This is a genomic window from Kitasatospora sp. NPDC101155 (genome assembly GCF_044768305.1).
Taxonomy (GTDB): domain Bacteria; phylum Actinomycetota; class Actinomycetes; order Streptomycetales; family Streptomycetaceae; genus Kitasatospora.
This window is the reverse complement of sequence record NZ_JBIWPN010000007.1, coordinates 117,519-137,491: the sequence shown is the minus strand read 5'-3', so window position 1 is coordinate 137,491 and position 19,973 is coordinate 117,519. Positions and strand designations below refer to the sequence as shown.

At 76.4% G+C, this 19,973-nt stretch carries 1 protein-coding gene; it reads left to right on the top strand.

Features of this window, described 5'->3' with window-relative positions:
* The first annotated feature begins 2 nt into the window (after positions 1–2).
* Positions 3–19,940, top strand: coding sequence for a non-ribosomal peptide synthase/polyketide synthase (locus tag ACIRYZ_RS13140; protein WP_402942962.1), 19,938 nt, complete (start codon positions 3–5; stop codon positions 19,938–19,940).
* The last annotated feature ends 33 nt before the right edge of the window (positions 19,941–19,973 follow it).

Genomic DNA, 19,973 nt, shown 5'->3' with positions numbered 1-19,973 from the left:
CCATGACGCCTTCGAAGCGAGACCGCGCCGCGGCCCTGCCCGCCGACCTGCGGGAAGCCCTGCGGCTCCGGCTGGCCGGACGGTCCGGCGCCGCCGAGGGGGGCATCCCGCGCGCCGACCGCAGCCTCCCGCTGCCGCCCTCCTTCGTCCAGCAGCGCCTGTGGTTCCTGGACCGCCTGCGGCCCGGCGACCCCCGCTACAACAGCGCCGTCGCCGTCCGGTTCACCGGCCCGCTGGACCGCACCGCGCTCGCCGGGGCGCTGGCCGCCGTCACGGCGCGCCACGAGGGGCTGCGGACCACCTTCGACGAGACCGACGGCCGGCCGGTCCAGACCGTACGGCCGGCCGAGCCGCCGCCGCTGCCGGTCCGGGAGAGCACCGGGCCGCAGGACCTCGACACGCTCCTGGGCGAGGAGTACTCCCGCCCCTTCGACCTGCGGCAGGGGCCGCTGCTGCGCGCCCTGCTGGTGCGCGAGTCCGACACCTCGCACGTCCTCCAACTGACCGCGCACCACATCGTCACCGACGGCTGGTCGATGGGCGTCGTCCTGGACGAGCTGTGCACCGCCTACGACGCCCTGGCCCGGGGCGTCCGACCGGAGCTGCCCCCGGTGGCCACCCAGTACCCGGACTTCGCGGTCTGGCAGCGCGAGCAGCTCTCCGGCGACCGACTGGACAGACAGCTGACGTACTGGAAGGGGAAGCTGGCCGGAGCGGTGGCGCCGGAGCTGCCGCTGGACCGGCCGCGCCGCGGCGAGGAGGCGGGCCCCGGAGCCGTCCACACCTTCACCGTGCCCGCCCGGCTCACCACCCGGCTGCGTGAACTCGCGGCCGAGCGGCACGGCACGCTCCACACCGCCCTGGTCGCCGCCACCCAGGCCCTGCTGGCCCGCTGGTCCGGCCAGGAGGACGTCACCGTCGGCTCCCTGACACCCGGGCGCTCCCGCACCGAGCTGGAGCGGGCCGTCGGCTGCTTCGTCAACACCGTGGTGCTGCGTACCCGGGTGGAGTCCGCAGGCTCCTTCCGCGCGTTGCTGGCGGCCGCCACCGAGACCGGCAACGACGCGCTCGCGCACGGTGACACGCCCTTCGAGCGGCTGGTCGAGGCGGTCGGCGCGCCCCGCGAGGCCGGCCGCAACCCGCTGTTCGACGTACTCGTCCTGCTGCACCCGGCGCCGTCCGCGGCCGACGCCCCGCACGGGCTGGCGCTCTCCCCGGTCGCCGTGCCCCGACAGGCCGCCACCTTCGACCTCAGTGTGGAGTTCGTCCCGGACGGCGAGGCGCTCACCGGTGCGCTGGAGTACCGCGCCGACCTCTTCGACGCCGGCACCGCACGACGGATGACCGACCAGCTGCTGCGGCTGCTGGAGGGCGCCGCCGCCGAACCGGACCGCCCGATCGGCACCCTGCCGCTGCTCTCCGCGCAGGAGACCGGGCAGCTGACCCGGGAGTGGAACGCCACCGAACTGCCCGTGGCGGACACCACCTACCCCGAACTGCTGCAACGCCGGGCGGCGTTGACCCCGGACGCCCCGGCGCTGGTCGCCGGGGCACAGTGCCTCGACTACGCGACGCTCAACGCCCGCGCCAACCGGCTCGCCCACCACCTCATCGCGCTCGGCGCCGGCCCCGAACGCCTCGTCGCACTGCGCCTGCCGCGCACCGCCGACATGGTCATCGCGATGGTCGCCGTCTGGAAGGCCGGCGCCGGCTACCTGCCACTGGACCCGGCGCTGCCGGCCGAGCGGGTCCGCCAGCTCCTGGACGACGCCCGCCCGGCCCTGGTCCTGGACGAGGCGGCGCTGCGCGCGCTGCCCGCCACCGGGCCGGGCACCGACCCCACCGACGCCGACCGGAGCGCCCCGCTGCACCCGGCGAACACCGCGTACGTGCTCCACACCTCCGGCTCCACCGGCCGCCCCAAGGGCGTCGCCGTCCCGCACCGGGCGCTGGTGAACCTGCTGGCCGCCCACCGGGCGGGCTTCGTCGCCGACGCCGGCGGCGGACCGCTGCGCGTGGCGCTGACCGCCTCGTTCTCCTTCGACACCTCCCTGGAGGGCGTGCTGCTGATGGCCGACGGCCACCCGCTGCACCTGGTCGACGAGGCGACCCGGATGGACCCGGCGGCCCTGGTCGAGTACGTCGTGCGGCACCGCGTCGACTTCCTCGACGTGACCCCCTCCTACCTGCGCCAACTGCTGCCCGCCGGGCTGCTCGACGACCCGCGGCACCGCCCGCGGGTGCTGATGCTCGGCGGCGAGGCGGTCGGGCCCCGGCTCTGGCGCGAACTCGCCGGGCGCCCGGACACCGCCGCCTACAACTACTACGGCCCCACCGAGTGCACGGTCGACGCGCTGGCCTGCCGCATCGCCGGAGCGGACCGGCCGCTGGTGGGCCGTCCGCTGCCCAACGTCCGGGCGTACGTCCTGGACGGCCGGCTGCAGCCGGTGCCGCCCGGGGTGAGCGGCGAACTCCACCTGGCGGGCCGGCAGATCGCCCGCGGCTACCTCGGGCGGCCGGGGCTGACCGCCGCCCGCTTCCTCGCCGACCCCTTCGGCCCGCCCGGCAGCCGGATGTACCGCACCGGCGACCTGGCCCGCTGGACCGCCGACGGGCGCCTGGAGTACCTCGGGCGCGCCGACGACCAGGTCAAGGTGCGCGGCCACCGGATCGAACCCGGCGAGGTCGAGGCCGCGCTGCTCGACCTGCCCGAGGTCGCCGCCGCCGCCGTCGCCGCCGTGCCCGACGCGCGCGGCCACATCCGGCTGGCCGCCTACCTGGTCCTCGCCGAGGGAGCGGCCCGCCCGGCCGCCGACCTGAGGGCGGCCCTGCGGCGGGTGCTGCCCGACCACCTGGTGCCGTCCTCCTTCACCGAGCTGGACGCCCTGCCGCTCACCGTCAGCGGCAAGCTGGACCGTCGCGCACTGCCCGCCCCCGAACCCGAAACCGGCGTTCGGGAAGGGGAGTTCACCGCACCGCGTACCCCCGAGGAGGAGACCCTCGCCCGCATCTGGGCCGAGGTGCTGGGCGTGCCCAGGGTCGGTGTCACGGACAACTTCTTCGAGCTCGGCGGCGACTCCATCCTGAGCATCCAGGCGGTCTCCCGCGCCCGCGCGGCCGGCCTGCGGATCGGCTCCCAGGACGTCTTCCGCCACCAGACCGTCGCCGACCTGGTCGCCGCGGTCCGCCCGGCCACCGCCGCGGCCGCCCCCCGGCCGCGGCACGGGGACGGACCGGCCCCGCTGACCCCGGTCCAGGAATGGTTCTTCGCCACCCACGGCCCGCTGAGCCGCTTCAGCATGTCGATGCTGCTCGACCTGCCGCAGCAGCTCGACGAACCGGCCCTGGAACGGGCGCTGCGGGCCGTCGTGGCCGCCCACCCGGCGCTGCGCACCCGGTTCACCCGGGGCGCGGACGGCTGGCGCCAGCAGTCGGTCGAGGCCCCGGACACCGCGCCGCTGACCCGGCTCGATCCGGCGGCGGACCGGGCCGAGGCCGCCGACGCCGCCCGCGCCGCCCTCGACCCGGCCACCGGCGAACTGCTGCGCGCCGTCCTGCTGAGCGACGTCCGTCCGGGCCCGGCCGGCGAGGCCCGTCCCCAGCTCTTCCTGACGGCCCACCACCTGGCCGTGGACAGCTTCTCCTGGCGGGTGCTGCTCGCCGACCTGGAACAGGCCTACCGGCAGGCGGCGGCGGGCGCCGAACCGAGCCTGGCACCCGAGCCCACCGTGTTCACCGACTGGGCCCGCGACCTCAGCGAACTGGTCCGGTCCGGCGGGCTCGACGAGGACCTGCCGTACTGGACGGCCGAAGCAGGGGCACCGGCCGAGCCGCTGCCCGTCGACCACCCCGGAGGCACCCCGTCGGCCGGCTCCGTGCGCACCCTGCGCACCCGGCTGGACCGCGCCACCACCGAGGCGCTGCTGCGGAAGGTCCCCGAGGTCTACCGGACCCAGGTCAACGACGTACTGCTCAGCGCACTGGGCCGGGCCCTCGCCGACTGGACCGGCACCGGGGAGGTCACCGTCGCCCTGGAGGGCCACGGCCGGGAGGACCTGTTCGACGGGCTGGACCTCTCCCGGACCGTCGGCTGGTTCACCACCCAGTACCCCGTCACCCTCAGCCCGGTCGGCCCGGCCGACGCTCCGGACTGGGCCGCCACGCTCAAGCAGGTCAAGGAGCGGCTGCGGGCCGTACCCCGCCGCGGCCTGGGCTACGAGGCCCTCGCCCGCCTGGGCTCACCCGACCCGGCGGCCCGCCCCCTGCGGGACGTCCCGCTGCCACAGGTCTGCTTCAACTACCACGGGCAGTGGACCGCCCCCGCGGCCGGCGACTTCGCCCCCGCCGGCGACACCCCCGGCCGGGACCTCGCCCCGCACGAGCCGCTGGACCACCTGCTCGACGTCTCCGCCGTGGTCGCCGACGGCGAGCTGGAACTCACCTGGCACTACAGCGAGCAGGCACACGAGACGGCCACCGTCCAGGCCCTGGCCCGGGCCACCGCCGACGCGCTGACCGCCGTCGTCGAGCACTGCGCCCGCCCCGACGCGGGCGGCCGCACCCCTTCCGACTTCCCGCTGGCCGGCCTCGACCAGGCCGCCGTGGACCGGATCGTCGGCGACGGGCGGGACGTCGAGGACCTGCTACCGCTCACCCCGCTCCAGGAGGGCATGCTCTTCCACCGCCTGGTCGGCGGCCCGGACGACGTCTACGTGGACCAGGCCGCCCTGCTGCTGGAGGGCGTGGGCGACCCGCACGCGTTCGCCCTCGCCTGGCAGCGGGTCGCCGACCGTACGCCCGCGCTGCGCACCTCCGTGCGCTGGGAGGGCGTCCCCCGCCCGCTGCAGGTGGTGCGCCGTGGCGTCCGGCTGCCGGTGACCCACCTGGACCTTCGGGCGCTCGACCCGCGCGAGCGCGTCGACCGGCTGGCCCGGCTGCGCGCCGACGACCTCGCCCAGGGGCTGGACATCGCCACGGCGCCGCTGACCCGGCTCACCCTGGTCCGGCTGCCCGAGGCCCGCCTGCAGCTGCTGTGGACCTCCCACCACCTGATCCTGGACGGCTGGAGCCTGGCCCAGGTGCTCACCGACGTGTTCGAGGAGTACGCGGCGCTCACCACCGAGGGTGCGCCGACCCCGGCCGTGCGCCGCCCGTTCGCCGACTACGTCCGCTGGCTGGCCGACCAGGACGACGAGGCCGCCCGCGCGCACTGGCGGGGCGTCCTGGCCGGCTTCGCCACCGCGACCCCGCTGCCCGCCGACCGGGTGCGCCGCGGGGCCCACCGGGCCCGGTCGGCGGACACCCACACCGCGCGCCTGTCCGAGGAGGCCTCCGAGCGCCTGGCCCGCACCGCCCGGCAGGCCGGGCTGACCCTCGGCAGCGTGGTCCAGGGAGCCTGGGCCCTCCTGTTGTCCCGCTACAGCGGCGAGCCGGACGTCCTGTTCGGCACGACCGTCTCCGGCCGCCCCGAGGAACTGCCCGGCGTCGAGTCGATGATCGGCATGTTCATCAACACCCTGCCCAGCAGGGTCCGGGTGGACGGCCGCCGCACCGCCGCCGCCTGGCTGCGGGAACTGCAGGAGGCCCAGGCCGAGGGCCGGCGCCACGCCGCGGTGTCCCTCGCCGAGCTCACCGGGTTCAGCGACGTACCGCGCGGCAGCGCGCTGTTCGACAGCATCGTCGCCTTCGAGAACTACCCCTTCGACGACGCCCGCACGGCCGGCACCGGGGTGCGCCTCGCGGAGGTCTCCTCCCGGGACGCCACCAACTACCCGCTGGTCCTGCGCGCCCACCAGGGGGCGCACCTCGGCTTCGACCTCGCCTACGATCCGGAGCTGTTCGACGCCGCGACCGTCCGCGGCCTCGCCGAGCGGCTGTGCCTGCTGCTCACCGAACTGGCCGGGGGACTGGACCGCCCGCTGCGCGCCCTGGCCTGGACCACCGCCGAGGAGCGGCACCGCCTGCTGGTCGACCGGAACGGCACCGCGCACGGCCGGCCCACCCACACCCTGGTGGACCTCTTCGAGGCGCAGGCCGCCCGCACCCCGCACGCCGAGGCCGTCACCTGCGGGGCCGAGCACCTCGACTACGCCACCCTGGACGCCAGGGCCGGCCGGCTCGCCCACCGGCTGGCCGAACTCGGCGCCGGGCCCGAGCGGTTCGTCGCCCTCGCCCTGCCCCGGACGGCCGAGCTGGTGGTGGCCGTCCTCGCCGTCCTGAAGACCGGCGCGGCCTATCTGCCGCTCGACCCGGGCCTGCCGGCCGAACGCCGCGCCCAACTGCTGCGCGACGCAGCCCCGGTGGCCCTGGTGACGCCCTCGGCCGAAATTGCCGAGGTGCCTGTCGTCGCCCTGGACGACCCGCGGGTGCGCGCCGACCTGGCCCGCCGCCCGGCCGGCCCGCCCGCCCCCGGTCACCGGCCACTTCCCGACAGCCCCGCCTACGCCATCTTCACCTCCGGCTCCACCGGCCGCCCCAAGGGCGTCGTGGTGCCCCACGCCAACGTGGTGCGGCTGTTCGAGCAGACCCGGGAGCTGTTCGGCTTCGGTGCCCAGGACGTCTGGACGCTCTTCCACTCCTACACCTTCGACTTCTCGGTATGGGAGCTGTGGGGCCCGCTGCTGCACGGCGGCCGGCTCGTCGTCGTGCCCGAGTCCACCGCCCGCTCGCCGGAGGACTTCCTGCGGCTGCTCGCCGACGAGCGGGTCACCGTGCTCAACCAGACCCCGTCCGCGTTCTACCCGCTGATCCGCGCGGACGACGAGAACCCGTGCGAACTCGCCCTGCGCACGGTGGTCTTCGGCGGTGAGGCACTGGACGTCACCCGGCTCGCCGACTGGTACGCCCGCCACCCGCAGGACGCGCCGCGCCTGGTCAACATGTACGGCATCACCGAGACGACCGTGCACGTCACCCACGCCCCGCTGGACCGGGCGACCGCCGCCGCCGGCGGCCCGGGCCCGATCGGCACCGGCATCCCGGACCTGCGGCTGTACGTGCTCGACGCCGACCTCGCCCCGGTGCCCCCCGGCGCGGTGGGCGAACTGTACGTCGCGGGCGAGGGCCTGGCCCGCGGCTACCTCAACCGGCCCGGGCTGACGGCCGCCCGCTTCCTCGCCGACCCGTTCGGCGCCCCGGGCACCCGGATGTACCGCACCGGCGACCGGGTCCGCCGCCAGGCCGACGACACCCTGCGCTACCTGGGCCGCGCCGACCAGCAGGTCAAGATCCGCGGCTACCGGATCGAACCCGGCGAGATCGAGGCCGCCCTGCACACCCACCCGGGCGTGGGCCTCGCCACCGTCGGCGTCCACCAGGACGCCGCCGGCACCCGCCGACTGGTCGCCCACGTCGTCGCCGGCCAGGGCGCGGACCGGCCCCCGACCGCCGCCGAACTCCGCGCCCACCTGGAACGGCTGCTGCCCGCCTACCTGGTACCCGCCGCCTACGTCCCGATGGCGGCCCTGCCGCTGACCCCCAACGGCAAGCTCGACCGGCGCGCGCTGCCCGTGCCCGGTCCGGACGGCTTCGCCGCCGGCCGTACGCGCACCGCACCCCGCACCCGCGCCGAGCGGCTGGTCGCCGCCGCCTGGACGGAGGTGCTGGACACCGCCGAGGCCGGGGTCGAGGACGACTTCTTCGCCCTCGGCGGCGACTCCATCCTCGCCGTCCGGGTCACCGCCCGGCTTCGCGCGGCCTTCGGCTGCGCGGACCTCTCGCCCCGGCTGCTGTTCACCCACCCCGTGCTGGCGGACCTGGCCGAAGCCCTCGGCGAGCCGGCCGGCACCGCCCCCGCCGCCATCCCCGTCCTCGCGACACCTCTTGTCGAGGGCATGGACGCCGAACCGCCGCTGTCCTACGCCCAGCAGCGGCTCTGGTTCCTCGACCGCTTCGAGCCGGGCAGCACCGAGTACACCACGCTGGCCGTGCTGCGCCTGCGCGGAGTGCTCGACCGCGCCGCGCTGGGCGCCGCGCTGGACGCCCTGGTCGAGCGGCACGAGGCGCTGCGGACCACCTTCGCCGAGCGGGACGGCCGGGCCCGACAGGTGGTGCGCCCGCCGCACCCGGTCGAGCTGCCCTGCGAGGACCTCGACCCGGCGGGCCTCGACGCGCTGCTGGAGCGGATCGCCGCCACCCCCTTCGACCTCGCCGCCGGGCCCCTGCTGCGGGCCCGGCTGGCCCGGACGGCCGAGGACGAGCACGTGCTCGCGCTGGCGGTGCACCACATCGCCACCGACGGCTGGTCGATGGACGTCCTGGGCCGTGACCTGGCCGAACTGTACGCGGCGGCCCTGGGCGGCCGCCGCCCGGACCTGCCCGCACTGCCCGTGCGCTACATCGACTTCGCGGCCTGGCAGCGCGCCCGCACCGACCGGACCGAGGCCGACCTCGCGTACTGGCGGCAGGCCCTGGCCGGGCTGGCCCCGCTGGAGCTGCCCACCGACCGGCCGCGCCCGGCGGTGCGCGGCCGGGACGGCGCCCTGGTCACCTTCACGCTGCCCGCCGAGCTGACCGCACGGCTGCGCGAGCGGGGCCGGGAGGCCGACGGCACCCTCTACACCGTGCTGCTGGCGGCCTGTCAGGTGCTGCTCGCCCGCTGGGCCGGGCAGCGGGACATCGCCGTCGGCACCGTCACCTCGGGCCGCGAGCACGGCGAACTCCACGACGTGGTCGGCATGTTCGTCAACACCCTGGTGCTGCGCGGCGAGGTCCGCCCGGAGTCGTCCTTCCGCGAGCTGCTGGCCGCCGCCCGGGCCACCGTCCTGGAGGCCCTCGGCCACCAGGAGGCGCCCTTCGAACGGCTGGTGGACGAGCTCCAGCCGGAGCGCGACACCAGCCGCACACCGCTGTTCCAGGTCATGGTGGCCCTGCACAACCTCGGCGCCGAGGTGCCGCGGCTGCCGGGCCTGGTGGTCGAGCCGGTCACCCCGCCGGTCCTGGGCGCCACCTTCGACCTCTCCTTCGACTTCGTCGAGGGCGACGGCGGACTGACCGGCCACCTGGAGTACAACACCGGGCTGTTCGACCCGCGGACCGCCGAGAACCTGGCGGCCTGGCTGCGGTCCCTCCTGGAGGCCGCGGCCGAGGACCCGGCCACGGCCGTCGGCGACCTGCCCCTGATGACGGCCGACCAGCGGCACCGGGTACTGACACAGGGGCGGGGCGAGGCGTTGCCCGCGGAGCCGGACACCACCTTTCCGGCCCTGTTCGAGTCGCAGGTCGCCCGCACCCCGCACGCCACCGCCCTGGTCGCCCGGGACGCCGTCCTCGACTACGCCGCCCTCAACGCCCGGGCCAACCGGCTCGCCCGCCACCTGGTCGCCCTCGGCGCCGGCCCGGAGCAGCTGGTCGCGGTCCGGCTGCCGCGCACCTCGGACCTGGTGGCGGCGCTGTTAGCGGTGCTCAAGGCGGGCGCCGCCGTGCTCTTCGTCGACCTGGATCTGCCGGAGGAACGGGCCGCCCTCCTGCTCGGCGACGCCCGGCCGCAGGCCGTGGTGACCGAGCGGATGCTGCGCGAGGTGCCCTGGGACGCGCTGCCCGACCACAACCTCACCGACGCCGACCGGACCTGCCCGCTGCTGCCGCAGCACACCGCCTACGTCGTCTTCACCTCCGGCTCGACCGGCCGACCCAAGGGCGTGGCCGTCGAGCACCGGCAGCTGCTCAACCTCTGCCGGGACCACCGCGAGGAACTGGTCACGCCGCGCACCGCCGACGGCAGCCGGCTGCGGGTCGCGCTCAGCGCCTCCCTCTCCTTCGACACCAGCTGGGAGAGCCCGCTGCTGCTCGCGCTGGGCCAGGAACTCCATCTGATCGACGAGGACGTCCGGCTGGACCCGCAGGCGTTCCGCGCCCTGGTCGTCGAACGCCGGCTGGACGTGGTGAACGTCACCCCCTCCTTCCTGCGCGAACTCATCGCCGCCGGTCTGCTCGCACCCGGCCCGCACCACCCCCGCCTGCTGCTGATCGGCGGTGAGGCCCTGCCCGCCGCCACCTGGCGGGAGCTGTGCGCGGCACACGCCGACTTCGGCGTCACCGCCTACAACCTGTACGGGCCGACCGAGTGCACCGTCGACGCCGCCTACACCCGGTGCGCCGACCACCCCGGCCGCCCGGTCATCGGCCGCCCCGGCCGCAACCTGCGGGCCTACCTGCTCGACGGCGCCCTGCGGCCGGTCCCGCCCGGCATGCCGGGGGAGCTGTACCTGGCGGGTGCCCAGGTGGCCCGCGGCTACCTGAACCGGCCCGGGCTGACCGCCGCCCGCTTCCTCGCCGACCCGTTCGGCGCCCCGGGCACCCGGATGTACCGCACCGGCGACTCGGCGCGCTGGGACGCGAACGGGCAGCTGGAGTTCCTCGGCCGGGTCGACGAGCAGCTCAAGATCCGCGGTTTCCGGATCGAGCCCGGCGAGGTGGAGGCCGCCCTGCTGACCCACCCGGACGTCGCCGACTGCGCGGTCGCCGCCCGCGAGCACGCGGGCCGCACGATGCTCGTCGGCTACCCGGTGCCGGTCGGCGACCGGGTGCCGCCCGCCGACGAACTGCGGGCCTGGCTGCGGCGGACCCTGCCCGACCACCTGGTGCCCGCCGCGTTCGTCCCGCTGGCCCGGATCCCCCGCACCACCAGTGGCAAGACGGACCGGCGCGCGCTGCCCGCGCCGCCGAGCCGGCCCGACAGCGCCACCCCGTACGTCGCACCGCGCCCCGGCACCGAGCAGCGACTCGCCGCGATCTGGGCCGAGGTGCTGGGCGTGGAGCGGATCGGTGCCCGGGACAACTTCTTCGCGCTCGGCGGCGACTCCATCCTCAGCATCCAGATCGTCTCCCGGGCCCGGGCCGCCGGGCTCGCGCTCACCGCCAAGGACGTCTTCCGGCACCAGAACATCGCCGAACTGGCGCTCAACGTCACGGAGTCGGTCGAGCGCCCGGACCCGGGCGAGAGCGCACCCGGCGAGGCGCCGCTCACCCCGATCCAGCACTGGTACCTCGACGGCCGCCGCCCCGGCGACGCCCTGCGCTTCACCATGACCCAGCGCCTGGAACTCGCCCCCGGCACCGACCCGGAAGCCCTGCGCCAAGCCGTCCTGGCCCTCGTGGACCACCACGCCGCGCTGCGCACCCGCTTCCGCCACACCGGGGCCGGCTGGCGCCAGGAGGTGGCGGACCGGCGGCCGGAGGGCGTCCTCAGCCACCACGACGCCGCCGGCCTCGACGCCACCGCCCTGGAGGAGCGGGTGCAGCGGGCCACCGAGGAGGCCCAGCGCTCGCTCGACCCCGTCGAGGGCCGCACCGTCCGCGCCCTGCACTTCGACCGTGGCGGGCAGCTGCCCGGCCAACTCGTCCTCACCGTCCACCACCTGGCCGTGGACGGGGTCTCCTGGCGCATCCTGCTGGCCGACCTCGAAACGGCCTACCGCGCGGCCCGCGCCGGAGCGCCGGTGGAACTGCCGTCGGCCGGCACCGCCTACGGCCACTGGGCCACCCGGCTGGAGCGGCACACCCGCGCCGGCGCCCTGGACGGCGACGCCGCCCACTGGACCGCCACCGGCACGGCCCCCGCGGGCCTGCCCGCCGGCCGGCCCGCCCCCAACACCCACGCCACCGCCGCCACCGTCACCGTCACGCTGGACGAGCGGACCACCGAGGCCCTGCTGCGCCACGTGCCCGAGGTCTACCGCACCCAGGTCAACGACGTCCTGCTCAGCGCCCTCGGCCGCACCCTGGCCCGCTGGTGCGAGCGGGACACCGTGCTGATCGGGGTGGAGGGGCACGGCCGCGAGGACCTCTTCGAGGACCTGGACCTGTCCCGGACGGTCGGCTGGTTCACCGCCGAGTTCCCGCTCGCCCTGCACGTCGATCCCCAGGCCGGCTGGCACCACACCCTGCGCTCGGTCAAGGAGCAGCTGCGCGCCGTCCCGCTGCGCGGACTCAGCTACGGCGCGCTGCGCCACCTGCGGCCGGACAGCCCACCGACCGGCCACGCCGCGCCGCAGGTCGGCTTCAACTACCACGGCCAGTGGGACGGCCGCGGCGGCGCCGACGGCCTGGTCCGCGGCCAGCTGCCTCCGGCCGGCCGCGACAGCGACCCGGACGAGCCCCGCCCCTATCTGCTGGAGGTCACCGGCGTCGTCCAGGACGGCCGCCTCGAACTGGGCTGGACCTACCCCGCCGCCGTCTACGACGAGGCACTCGTGCGCGGCCTCGCCGAGCAGATGCGCGCCGCGCTGCGGGAGGTGGCGGAGCACTGCGCCCGCCCCGGGGCCGGCGGCCGCACCCCGTCGGACTTCCCGCTGGCCGGCCTCGACCAGGACCAGCTGGACCGGCTGGTCGGCGACGGGCGCGAGGTCGAGGACGTGCTGCCGCTGACCCCGCTGCAGTCCGGCATGCTCTTCCACGGGCTGGTGGACACCGACGGCGCCTACGTCGACCGGGTCGCGGTGCGGCTGGCCGGCGTCGCCGACCCGCGGGCCTTCGCCGACGCCTGGCAGCGGGTCGCCGACCGCACCCCGGCACTGCGCTCCAGCGTGCACTGGCGCGGCCTGCCGCACCCCGTCCAGCTGGTCGCCCGCCGCGCCGCGCTGCCCGTCAGCCACCGGGACTGGCGCGAACTGGCGCCGGAGCAGCGGGAGTCGGCGACCGAGCGGCTGCTCGCCGAGGACCGCGCCGCCGGGCTGGACCTCTCCACCGCTCCGCTCACCCGGCTCACCCTGGCCGCGCTGCCCGGCGACGAGGTGCTGCTGCTGTGGTCCACCCACCACATCGTCCTGGACGGCTGGAGCACCGGGCAGCTGCTCACCGAGGTCTGCGAGGAGTACGCCGCGCTGACCGGCGGCCCCCAGGCGCCCCGGCCGGTCCGGCGGCCGTTCGCGGACTTCCTGGACTGGCTGCGCGAGCAGGACCAGGACGCGGCCGAGGACCACTGGGCCGACGCCCTGGCCGGATTCACCGAACGGACCCCGCTGCCGTACGACCGCCCGCCGCTCCAGGCCCACCGCGCCCGGGCCACCGCCGCCGTCCACCGCGAACTGGACGAGGTGCTGTCCCGCCGGCTGCGGGAGAACGCCGCCGCGGCCGGACTGACCGTCAACACCGTGGTGGAGGGCGCCTGGGCCCTGCTGCTGGCGCGCTACGGCGGTGGCGACGACGTGGTCTTCGGTACCACCGTGTCCGGGCGCCCGGCCGAACTGCCCGGCGTGGAGTCGATGATCGGCCTGTTCATCAACACCGTGCCGACCAGGGTGCGGATACCTTCCGGCGCTGTGCTGCCCTGGCTGCGGGACCTGCAGGAACGGCAGAGCGACGGCCGTCGCCACGACCACCTGGCGCTGTCCCGGATCCAGGCGCTGAGCGAACTGCCCGCCGGGGAGGCGCTGTTCGACAGCATGCTGGTCTTCGAGAACTATCCCGTCGACGAGTCGGCCGCGGCCAGGACCGGGGTCCGGGTGGTCGAGGTGCGTGCCGACGACGCCACCACGTTCCCCTGGTGCCTGCGCGCCCACCTGACCGAGCGGCTCGGTTTCGACCTGGCCTACGACCCCGGGCTGTTCGACCACCGGACGGCCCAGGACGCGGCGGACCGCCTGGCCCGCCTGCTCGGCGCCCTCGCCGAGGGCCTCGCGGGCGCCATCGACGACCTGGACCCGCTCACCCCGGCCGACCGGCAGCTGCTGGCCGCCTGGCACCCCACCGCCCGTCCGGCGGCGCCCGGCAGCCCGCTGACGCGATTCGCCGAGCAGGCCCGCCGCAGCCCCGACGCGCCCGCGGTGCGCGACGGCGCCCGCGAACTGACCTACCGCGAGCTCGACCACTGGTCGGACCGGGTGGCCGCCCGACTGCTGGCCGAGGGCCTGGCGCCCGAGGCCCGGGTGGCGCTGCCGATGGACCGCTCGGCCGAACTCGTCGTCGCCCAACTGGCCGTTCTCAAGGCGGGCGGCGCCTACCTGCCGGTCGACCTGCGGGCCCCCGAGGAACGCCGCCGCGCCCTGCTCGCCCGGGCCGGCGTCGCCCGCCGGCTCACCGCCGAGCAGGTCGCCGCCGCCCGCGCGGAGGCGGCCGGGTCGGCGCCGGCCCTGCCGCCGGCCGACCCCGACCGGCTGGCCTACGTGATGTTCACCTCCGGATCCACCGGGGAGCCCAAGGCCGTCGCGGTACGGCACCGCGACGTGGCCTCGCTCGCCACCGACAGCCGCTTCGCCGACGGCCGGTGCGAGCGGGTCCTGCTGCACTCACCGGTGGCCTTCGACGCCGCCACCTTCGAGGTCTGGGCGCCGCTGCTGAACGGCGGCTGCGTGCTCGTCGCCCCCGACGGGCCGGTGGACGCCGCGCTGCTGCGCAGGCTCGCCGGGGCCGACGGGCCGACCGCGCTCTGGCTCACCGCCGGACTCTTCCGGCTGCTCGCCCAGGACGCGCCGGACTGCTTCGCGGGCCTGCGCACGCTGTGGACCGGCGGGGACACGGTGCCCGCCGCCGCGGTCCGCCGGGTCCTGGCGGCCTGCCCCGGGCTGACCGTGGTGGACGGCTACGGGCCCACCGAGACCACCACCTTCGCCACCTCCTGCGCCCTCACCGAGGCGGCGGCGGTGCCCGACACCGTGCCCATCGGCCACCCCCTGGACGACCGGCGCGTCCACGTCCTCGACCGGCGCCTGCGGCCCGTCCCGCCGGGCTGCGCGGGCGAACTGTACGTGGCCGGTGAGGGCGTGGCCCGCGGCTACCTGGGCCGGCCCGGCGAGACCGCGGCCCGCTTCCTCGCCGACCCGGCCGGCCCGCCCGGTGCCCGGATGTACCGCACCGGCGACCTGGCCAGGCGGCGCCCGGACGGCGCCGTCGAGTTCCTCGGCCGCGCCGACGACCAGGTGAAGATCCGCGGCTTCCGGGTCGAACCCGGCGAGGTGGAGGCCGCGCTCGCCGCCCACCCGCGGGTCACCGACGTCGCCGTGGCCGTCCACGAGGACCACTCCGGCGCCAAGCGGCTGGTCGCCTACGTGGTCGGCCCGGCCGGAGCCGACCCGGAGGATCTGCGCGCCTTCGCCGCCCGCACACTGCCCGACTACCTCGTCCCCGCCGCCTTCGTCCCGCTCCCCGCCCTCCCGCTGAGCCGCAACGGCAAGGTCGACCGGCGCGCCCTCCCGGCACCGGACCGGGAGCACGGCACCGGACACCGCGAGCGGGTCGAGCCGCGCACCGAGGCCGAGCGCCGCGTCGCCGAGGTCTTCGGGGAGGTCCTGGACACCCCGCCGCCCGGCGTGCAGGACGGCTTCTTCGAACTGGGCGGCGACTCCATCCTCAGCATCCGGCTCGCCGCCCGCCTGGCCGAGGCCTTCGACGCCGACCTCACCCCCCGGGCGGTGTTCGACCACCCCACCCCGGCCGGCCTGGCCCGGCTGCTCACCGAGGCCCAGGGCCGCCAGGGCCGTCCGGCCGTTGTCCCGGTCGCCCGGGACGGCGCGGCGCCGATGTCGTACGCCCAGCAACGCCTCTGGTTCCTGGAGGAGTTCGCCCCCGGCGGCGCCGAGTACGTGACCGCGCTGGCGCTGCGCCTGCGCGGCGCACTGGACACCGGCGCCCTCGGCGCGGCCCTGACCGCCCTGACGGCCCGCCACGAGTCGCTGCGCACCACCTTCGACAGTGTCGACGGCCATGGCGTCCAGCTGGTCCACCCGCCGGGCGAGGTGCCGCTCGACCTGCGCGACCTGTCCGAACTGCCGGAACAGGAACGGGATTCGGTGCTGCGCGGGCTGCTCGCCGCCGAACGCGCCCGCCCCTTCGACCTGCGCCGCGGACCGCTGCTGCGCACCGGCCTGGTCAGGCTGGCCGACGACGACCACGTGCTGGCACTGACCCTGCACCACATCGTCACCGACGGCTGGTCGACCGCCGTCCTCCTCACCGACCTGGCCCACCTCTACCGCGCCGAACTCGACCCGGGGGAGCCCGGGCCGGCGCCGCTGCCGGTGCAGTACGCCGACTACGCGCACTGGCAGCGCGCCGTCGTCGACCCCGGCGACGGCCAACTCGCCTACTGGGCCGGGCAACTGGCCGGCGTCGAGCCGCTGCGCCTGCCCGTCGACCGGCCCCGGCCCGCGGTGCGCACCAGCAACGGGGCCACCGCCCGGATGGACCTGCCCGCCGACACGGCCCGCCGACTGGCCCGGGTCGGCCGGGACCGGGGTGCCACCCTGTTCACCACGCTGGTCGCCGCCGCCCAGGCCTACCTCGCCCGGCTCAGCGGCGACCAGGACATCGTCGTCGGCACCGTCACCTCCGGGCGCGACCGGCCCGAGACCCAGGACCTCGTCGGCTTCTTCGTCAACACCCTGGTGCTGCGCTCCCGGGTCGAACCCCGGCAGCCCTTCATCGACCTCCTCGGCGAGGTGCGGCGGACCGTCCTGGACGCCTTCACCCACCAGGACGTGCCGTTCGAGCGCGTGGTGGACGAGCTGCAGCCGGTGCGCGACACCAGCCGCAGCCCGCTCTTCCAGGTCCTGGTCGTCCTGCAGAACACCCCCTCGGTCGACCTCGACCTGCCGGGCCTCGCCGTGACGGACGTGGAGAGCGAGTCCACCCAGGCGGCCTTCGACCTCGTGCTCGAGTTCGCCGAGACGGACTCCGGCGCGCTGCACGGCCTGCTCACCTACAACATTGACCTGTTCGACCCCGCCACGGCCGAGCGGATGGTCGGCCAACTCGGCACCCTGCTGACCGCCCTCGCCCAGGACCCGGCGCTTCCCGTCGGCGCGCTGCCGCTGGCCGGTGCGGACGAACTCGCCGCCGAGCTCGACCGGGCGCGCGGCACCTTCCGTCCGGTGCCCGAGGCGACCCTCGCCGAGCTGTTCGAGCGTCAGGCCGCCCGCACCCCCGACGCCCCGGCGCTGCTCGACGGCGAACGGGAACTGAGCTACGCCGAGGTGGACCGGGCGGCCAACCGGCTCGCCCACCAGCTCATCCGGCGCGGCGTCGGACCGGAGCGGCTGGTCGCCCTCGCCCTGCCCCGCGGCGCGGCCGCGGTGGTCGCGCAGCTCGCCGTCGCCAAGGCCGGCGGCGCCTTCCTCCCGGTGGACCCGGACTACCCGGCGCCGCGGCGGGAGTTCATGACGCGCGACGCCGGTGCCACCGTGCTGCTCGACGACCCGGCCGGGGTGTGGACGGCGGACGGGCCGCAGACCCCGCCCACCGACGCCGACCGCACCCGCCCGCTCAGCCCCGGACACCCGGCGTACGTCATCTACACCTCCGGGTCGACCGGGACGCCCAAGGGCGTGCTGGTGACCCACCGAGGACTCGCCGCCTTCGCCGCGGCCGCCGCCGAGCAGTACGCCGTCGGCCCGGGCGACCGGGTGCTCCAGTTCGCCTCACCCAGCTTCGACGCCTGCGTGCTGGAACTGTGCGTCTCCCTGCTCAGCGGGGCCGCGCTGGTCACCGGGGAGGAGGGGCCGCTGGTCGGCGAGCGGCTGGCCGAGGTCCTGGCCGGGCGGCGGATCAGCCACACCCTGATCCCACCGGCGGCCCTGGCCACCGTGGACCCGGAGACGGCCGACGCGCTACCCGCCCTGCGCACCCTGATCGTCGGCGCCGAGGCCTGCCCGGCCGACCTGGTCGACACCTGGGCCCCCGGCCGCCGGATGGTCAACTCCTACGGCCCGACCGAGGCCACGGTGGTCGCCACCTGGACCGGGCCGCTGACGCCGGACACCGGTACCCCCGCGATCGGCCGCCCCAGCGGCGCCACCCGCGCCTACGTCCTGGACACCGCCCTGCGGCCCGTACCGCCCGGCGTGACCGGGGAGCTCTATCTGGCCGGACCAGGCCTCGCCCGCGGCTACCTCGGCCGCCCGGGGCTGACCGCGGGGCGCTTCCTCGCCGACCCGTACGGCGCGCCGGGCGAACGCATGTACCGCACCGGCGACCTCGCCCGCCGCGGCGCCGACGGCCAGCTGCGGTTCGCCGGCCGCGCCGACGACCAGATCAAGCTGCGCGGCTTCCGGATCGAGCCGGGGGAGATCGAGAGCGCGCTGCGCCGCAGCCCCCTGGTGCGCGACGCGGTCGTCACCGTCCGCGCCGACGCCCCCGGCGGCGGCCGGCTGGTCGCCTACGTCGTCCCCGCCGACCCGGCGCAGGAAGCCCCCTCCGCCCTGGAACTGCGCGCCCACCTGGCCGACTCGCTGCCACCGCACCTGGTCCCGTCGGTGTTCGTACCGCTGGCACGGCTGCCGCTCACCCCGAACGGCAAGACCGACCGGCGGGCCCTGCCCGACCCCGGGCCGGCCCAGGGCGCGGCCGGTCCGTACCGCGCGCCGGGGACCGACACCGAACGCCGGATCGCCCGGATCTGGGCCGACGTCCTGGGCATCGAGGAGGTCGGCGCCGACGACAACTTCTTCCTGCTCGGCGGCGACTCCATCCTCAGCATGCAGGTGGTGTCGCGGCTGCGCCGGGACGGTCTGCACCTGGCCACCCGGGACCTGTTCACCCACCAGACCGTGGCAGAACTGGCCACCGTCGTGCGCGACGCCCCCGAACCCGGCGACGACGGCCCGGTGACCGGCGACGTACCGCTCACCCCCATCCAGGAGTGGTTCCTCACCACCCCGCGCGCCGCCCACCACCACTTCAACCAGTCGACGCTGCTCGAACTCGGCGCCGACCCGGACCCGCGGGCGCTGCGGGCCGCGCTGGACGCCCTACTGGAGCACCACGACGCCCTGCGGATGCGCTTCACCCGCGAGGAGACGGGCTGGCACCAGTTCAACCCGCCGCCGGCCCGCACCGACGACCTCCTCGTCCGCCACGACCTGACCGGCCGGTCCGCCGAGGACGCCGAGGCGGCCATGGCCAAGGCCGCCGACGAGCTGCACGGCGGATTCGACCTGGCCCGGGGCCCGTTGCTGCGGGCGGCCCTGTTCACCGGCGGCCCGGGCCGCCCGGCCCTGCTGCTCCTGGTCGCCCACCACCTGGTGATCGACGCCGTCTCCTGGCGGGTGCTGCGGGACGACCTGGAGAGCGCCTACCGGCAGGCCGTCCAGGGCGCCACGATCACCCTGGGGGAGCGCGGCACCTCCTTCCGGGAGTGGGCGCAGCGGCTCGCCGCCCATGTCGCCGAGGGCGGTCTGGACCACGAACTGCCGTACTGGGAGCAAGCGGTGACCGCCCACCCGGCTCCGAGTTCACCGGCCGGGACCGTCGCCGAGCCCGCAGCCGTCGAGCCCGAGGCCGTCGAGCCCGAGGCCGTCGAGTTCGCAGCCGTCGAGACCGCGGCGGTCACCGTGGAACTGGACGAGGCGGACACCGAGGCGCTGCTGCGCGCCGCCCCGGCGGCCTACCGCACTCGCGTCAACGACGTGCTGCTGGCCGCCCTCGCCCTGGCGCTGGCCCGTTGGACCGGGCACCAGCGGATCCGGCTGGACCTGGAGGGCCACGGCCGCGAGGACGTGCTGGACGGCGTGGACCTGTCCCGCACGGTCGGCTGGTTCACCACCGTCTACCCGGTCACCTTCGAGGTCCCCGCCCCCGAGGACCTCGACCCGGACCGGGACTGGCGCGCCCTGGTGAAGTCGGTCCGCCGCCAGCTGCGCGAGGTGCCGGCGAACGGACTGGGCTTCGGCGCCCTGCGCACCTTCGGCCCGCCCGAAGTCCGCGAGCGCCTGGCCGCCGGCGCGCACGGCCAGGTCGTCTTCAACTACCTCGGCCAGTGGGACGCACGTCCCGAGGCCGCCGGGGACGGCCTGGTCCGGGCCGAACTCGGCTCCTTCGGCCAGGACCACGACCCCCGCGACGGCGGCTCGCACCCGGTCGAGGTGGTGGGCGCGGCGCAGCACGGCCGTCTCGCCTTCACCTGGCACCACCGCCCCGCCGTCCACGACACCGCGACCGTGCGGCGGGCGGCCGAGGAGTTCGCCGCCGCGCTGCGCCACATTGCCCGGCACGCCCGGGGAGGACGGTGACCACCGCCCACCCCGGTCGGACCGCCTGAAACA

What these genes read in the sequence shown, in the direction of transcription:
- ACIRYZ_RS13140 (WP_402942962.1), top strand. Translation starts at nt 3, where the DNA reads ATGACGCCTTCGAAGCGAGACCGCGCCGCGGCCCTGCCCGCCGACCTG.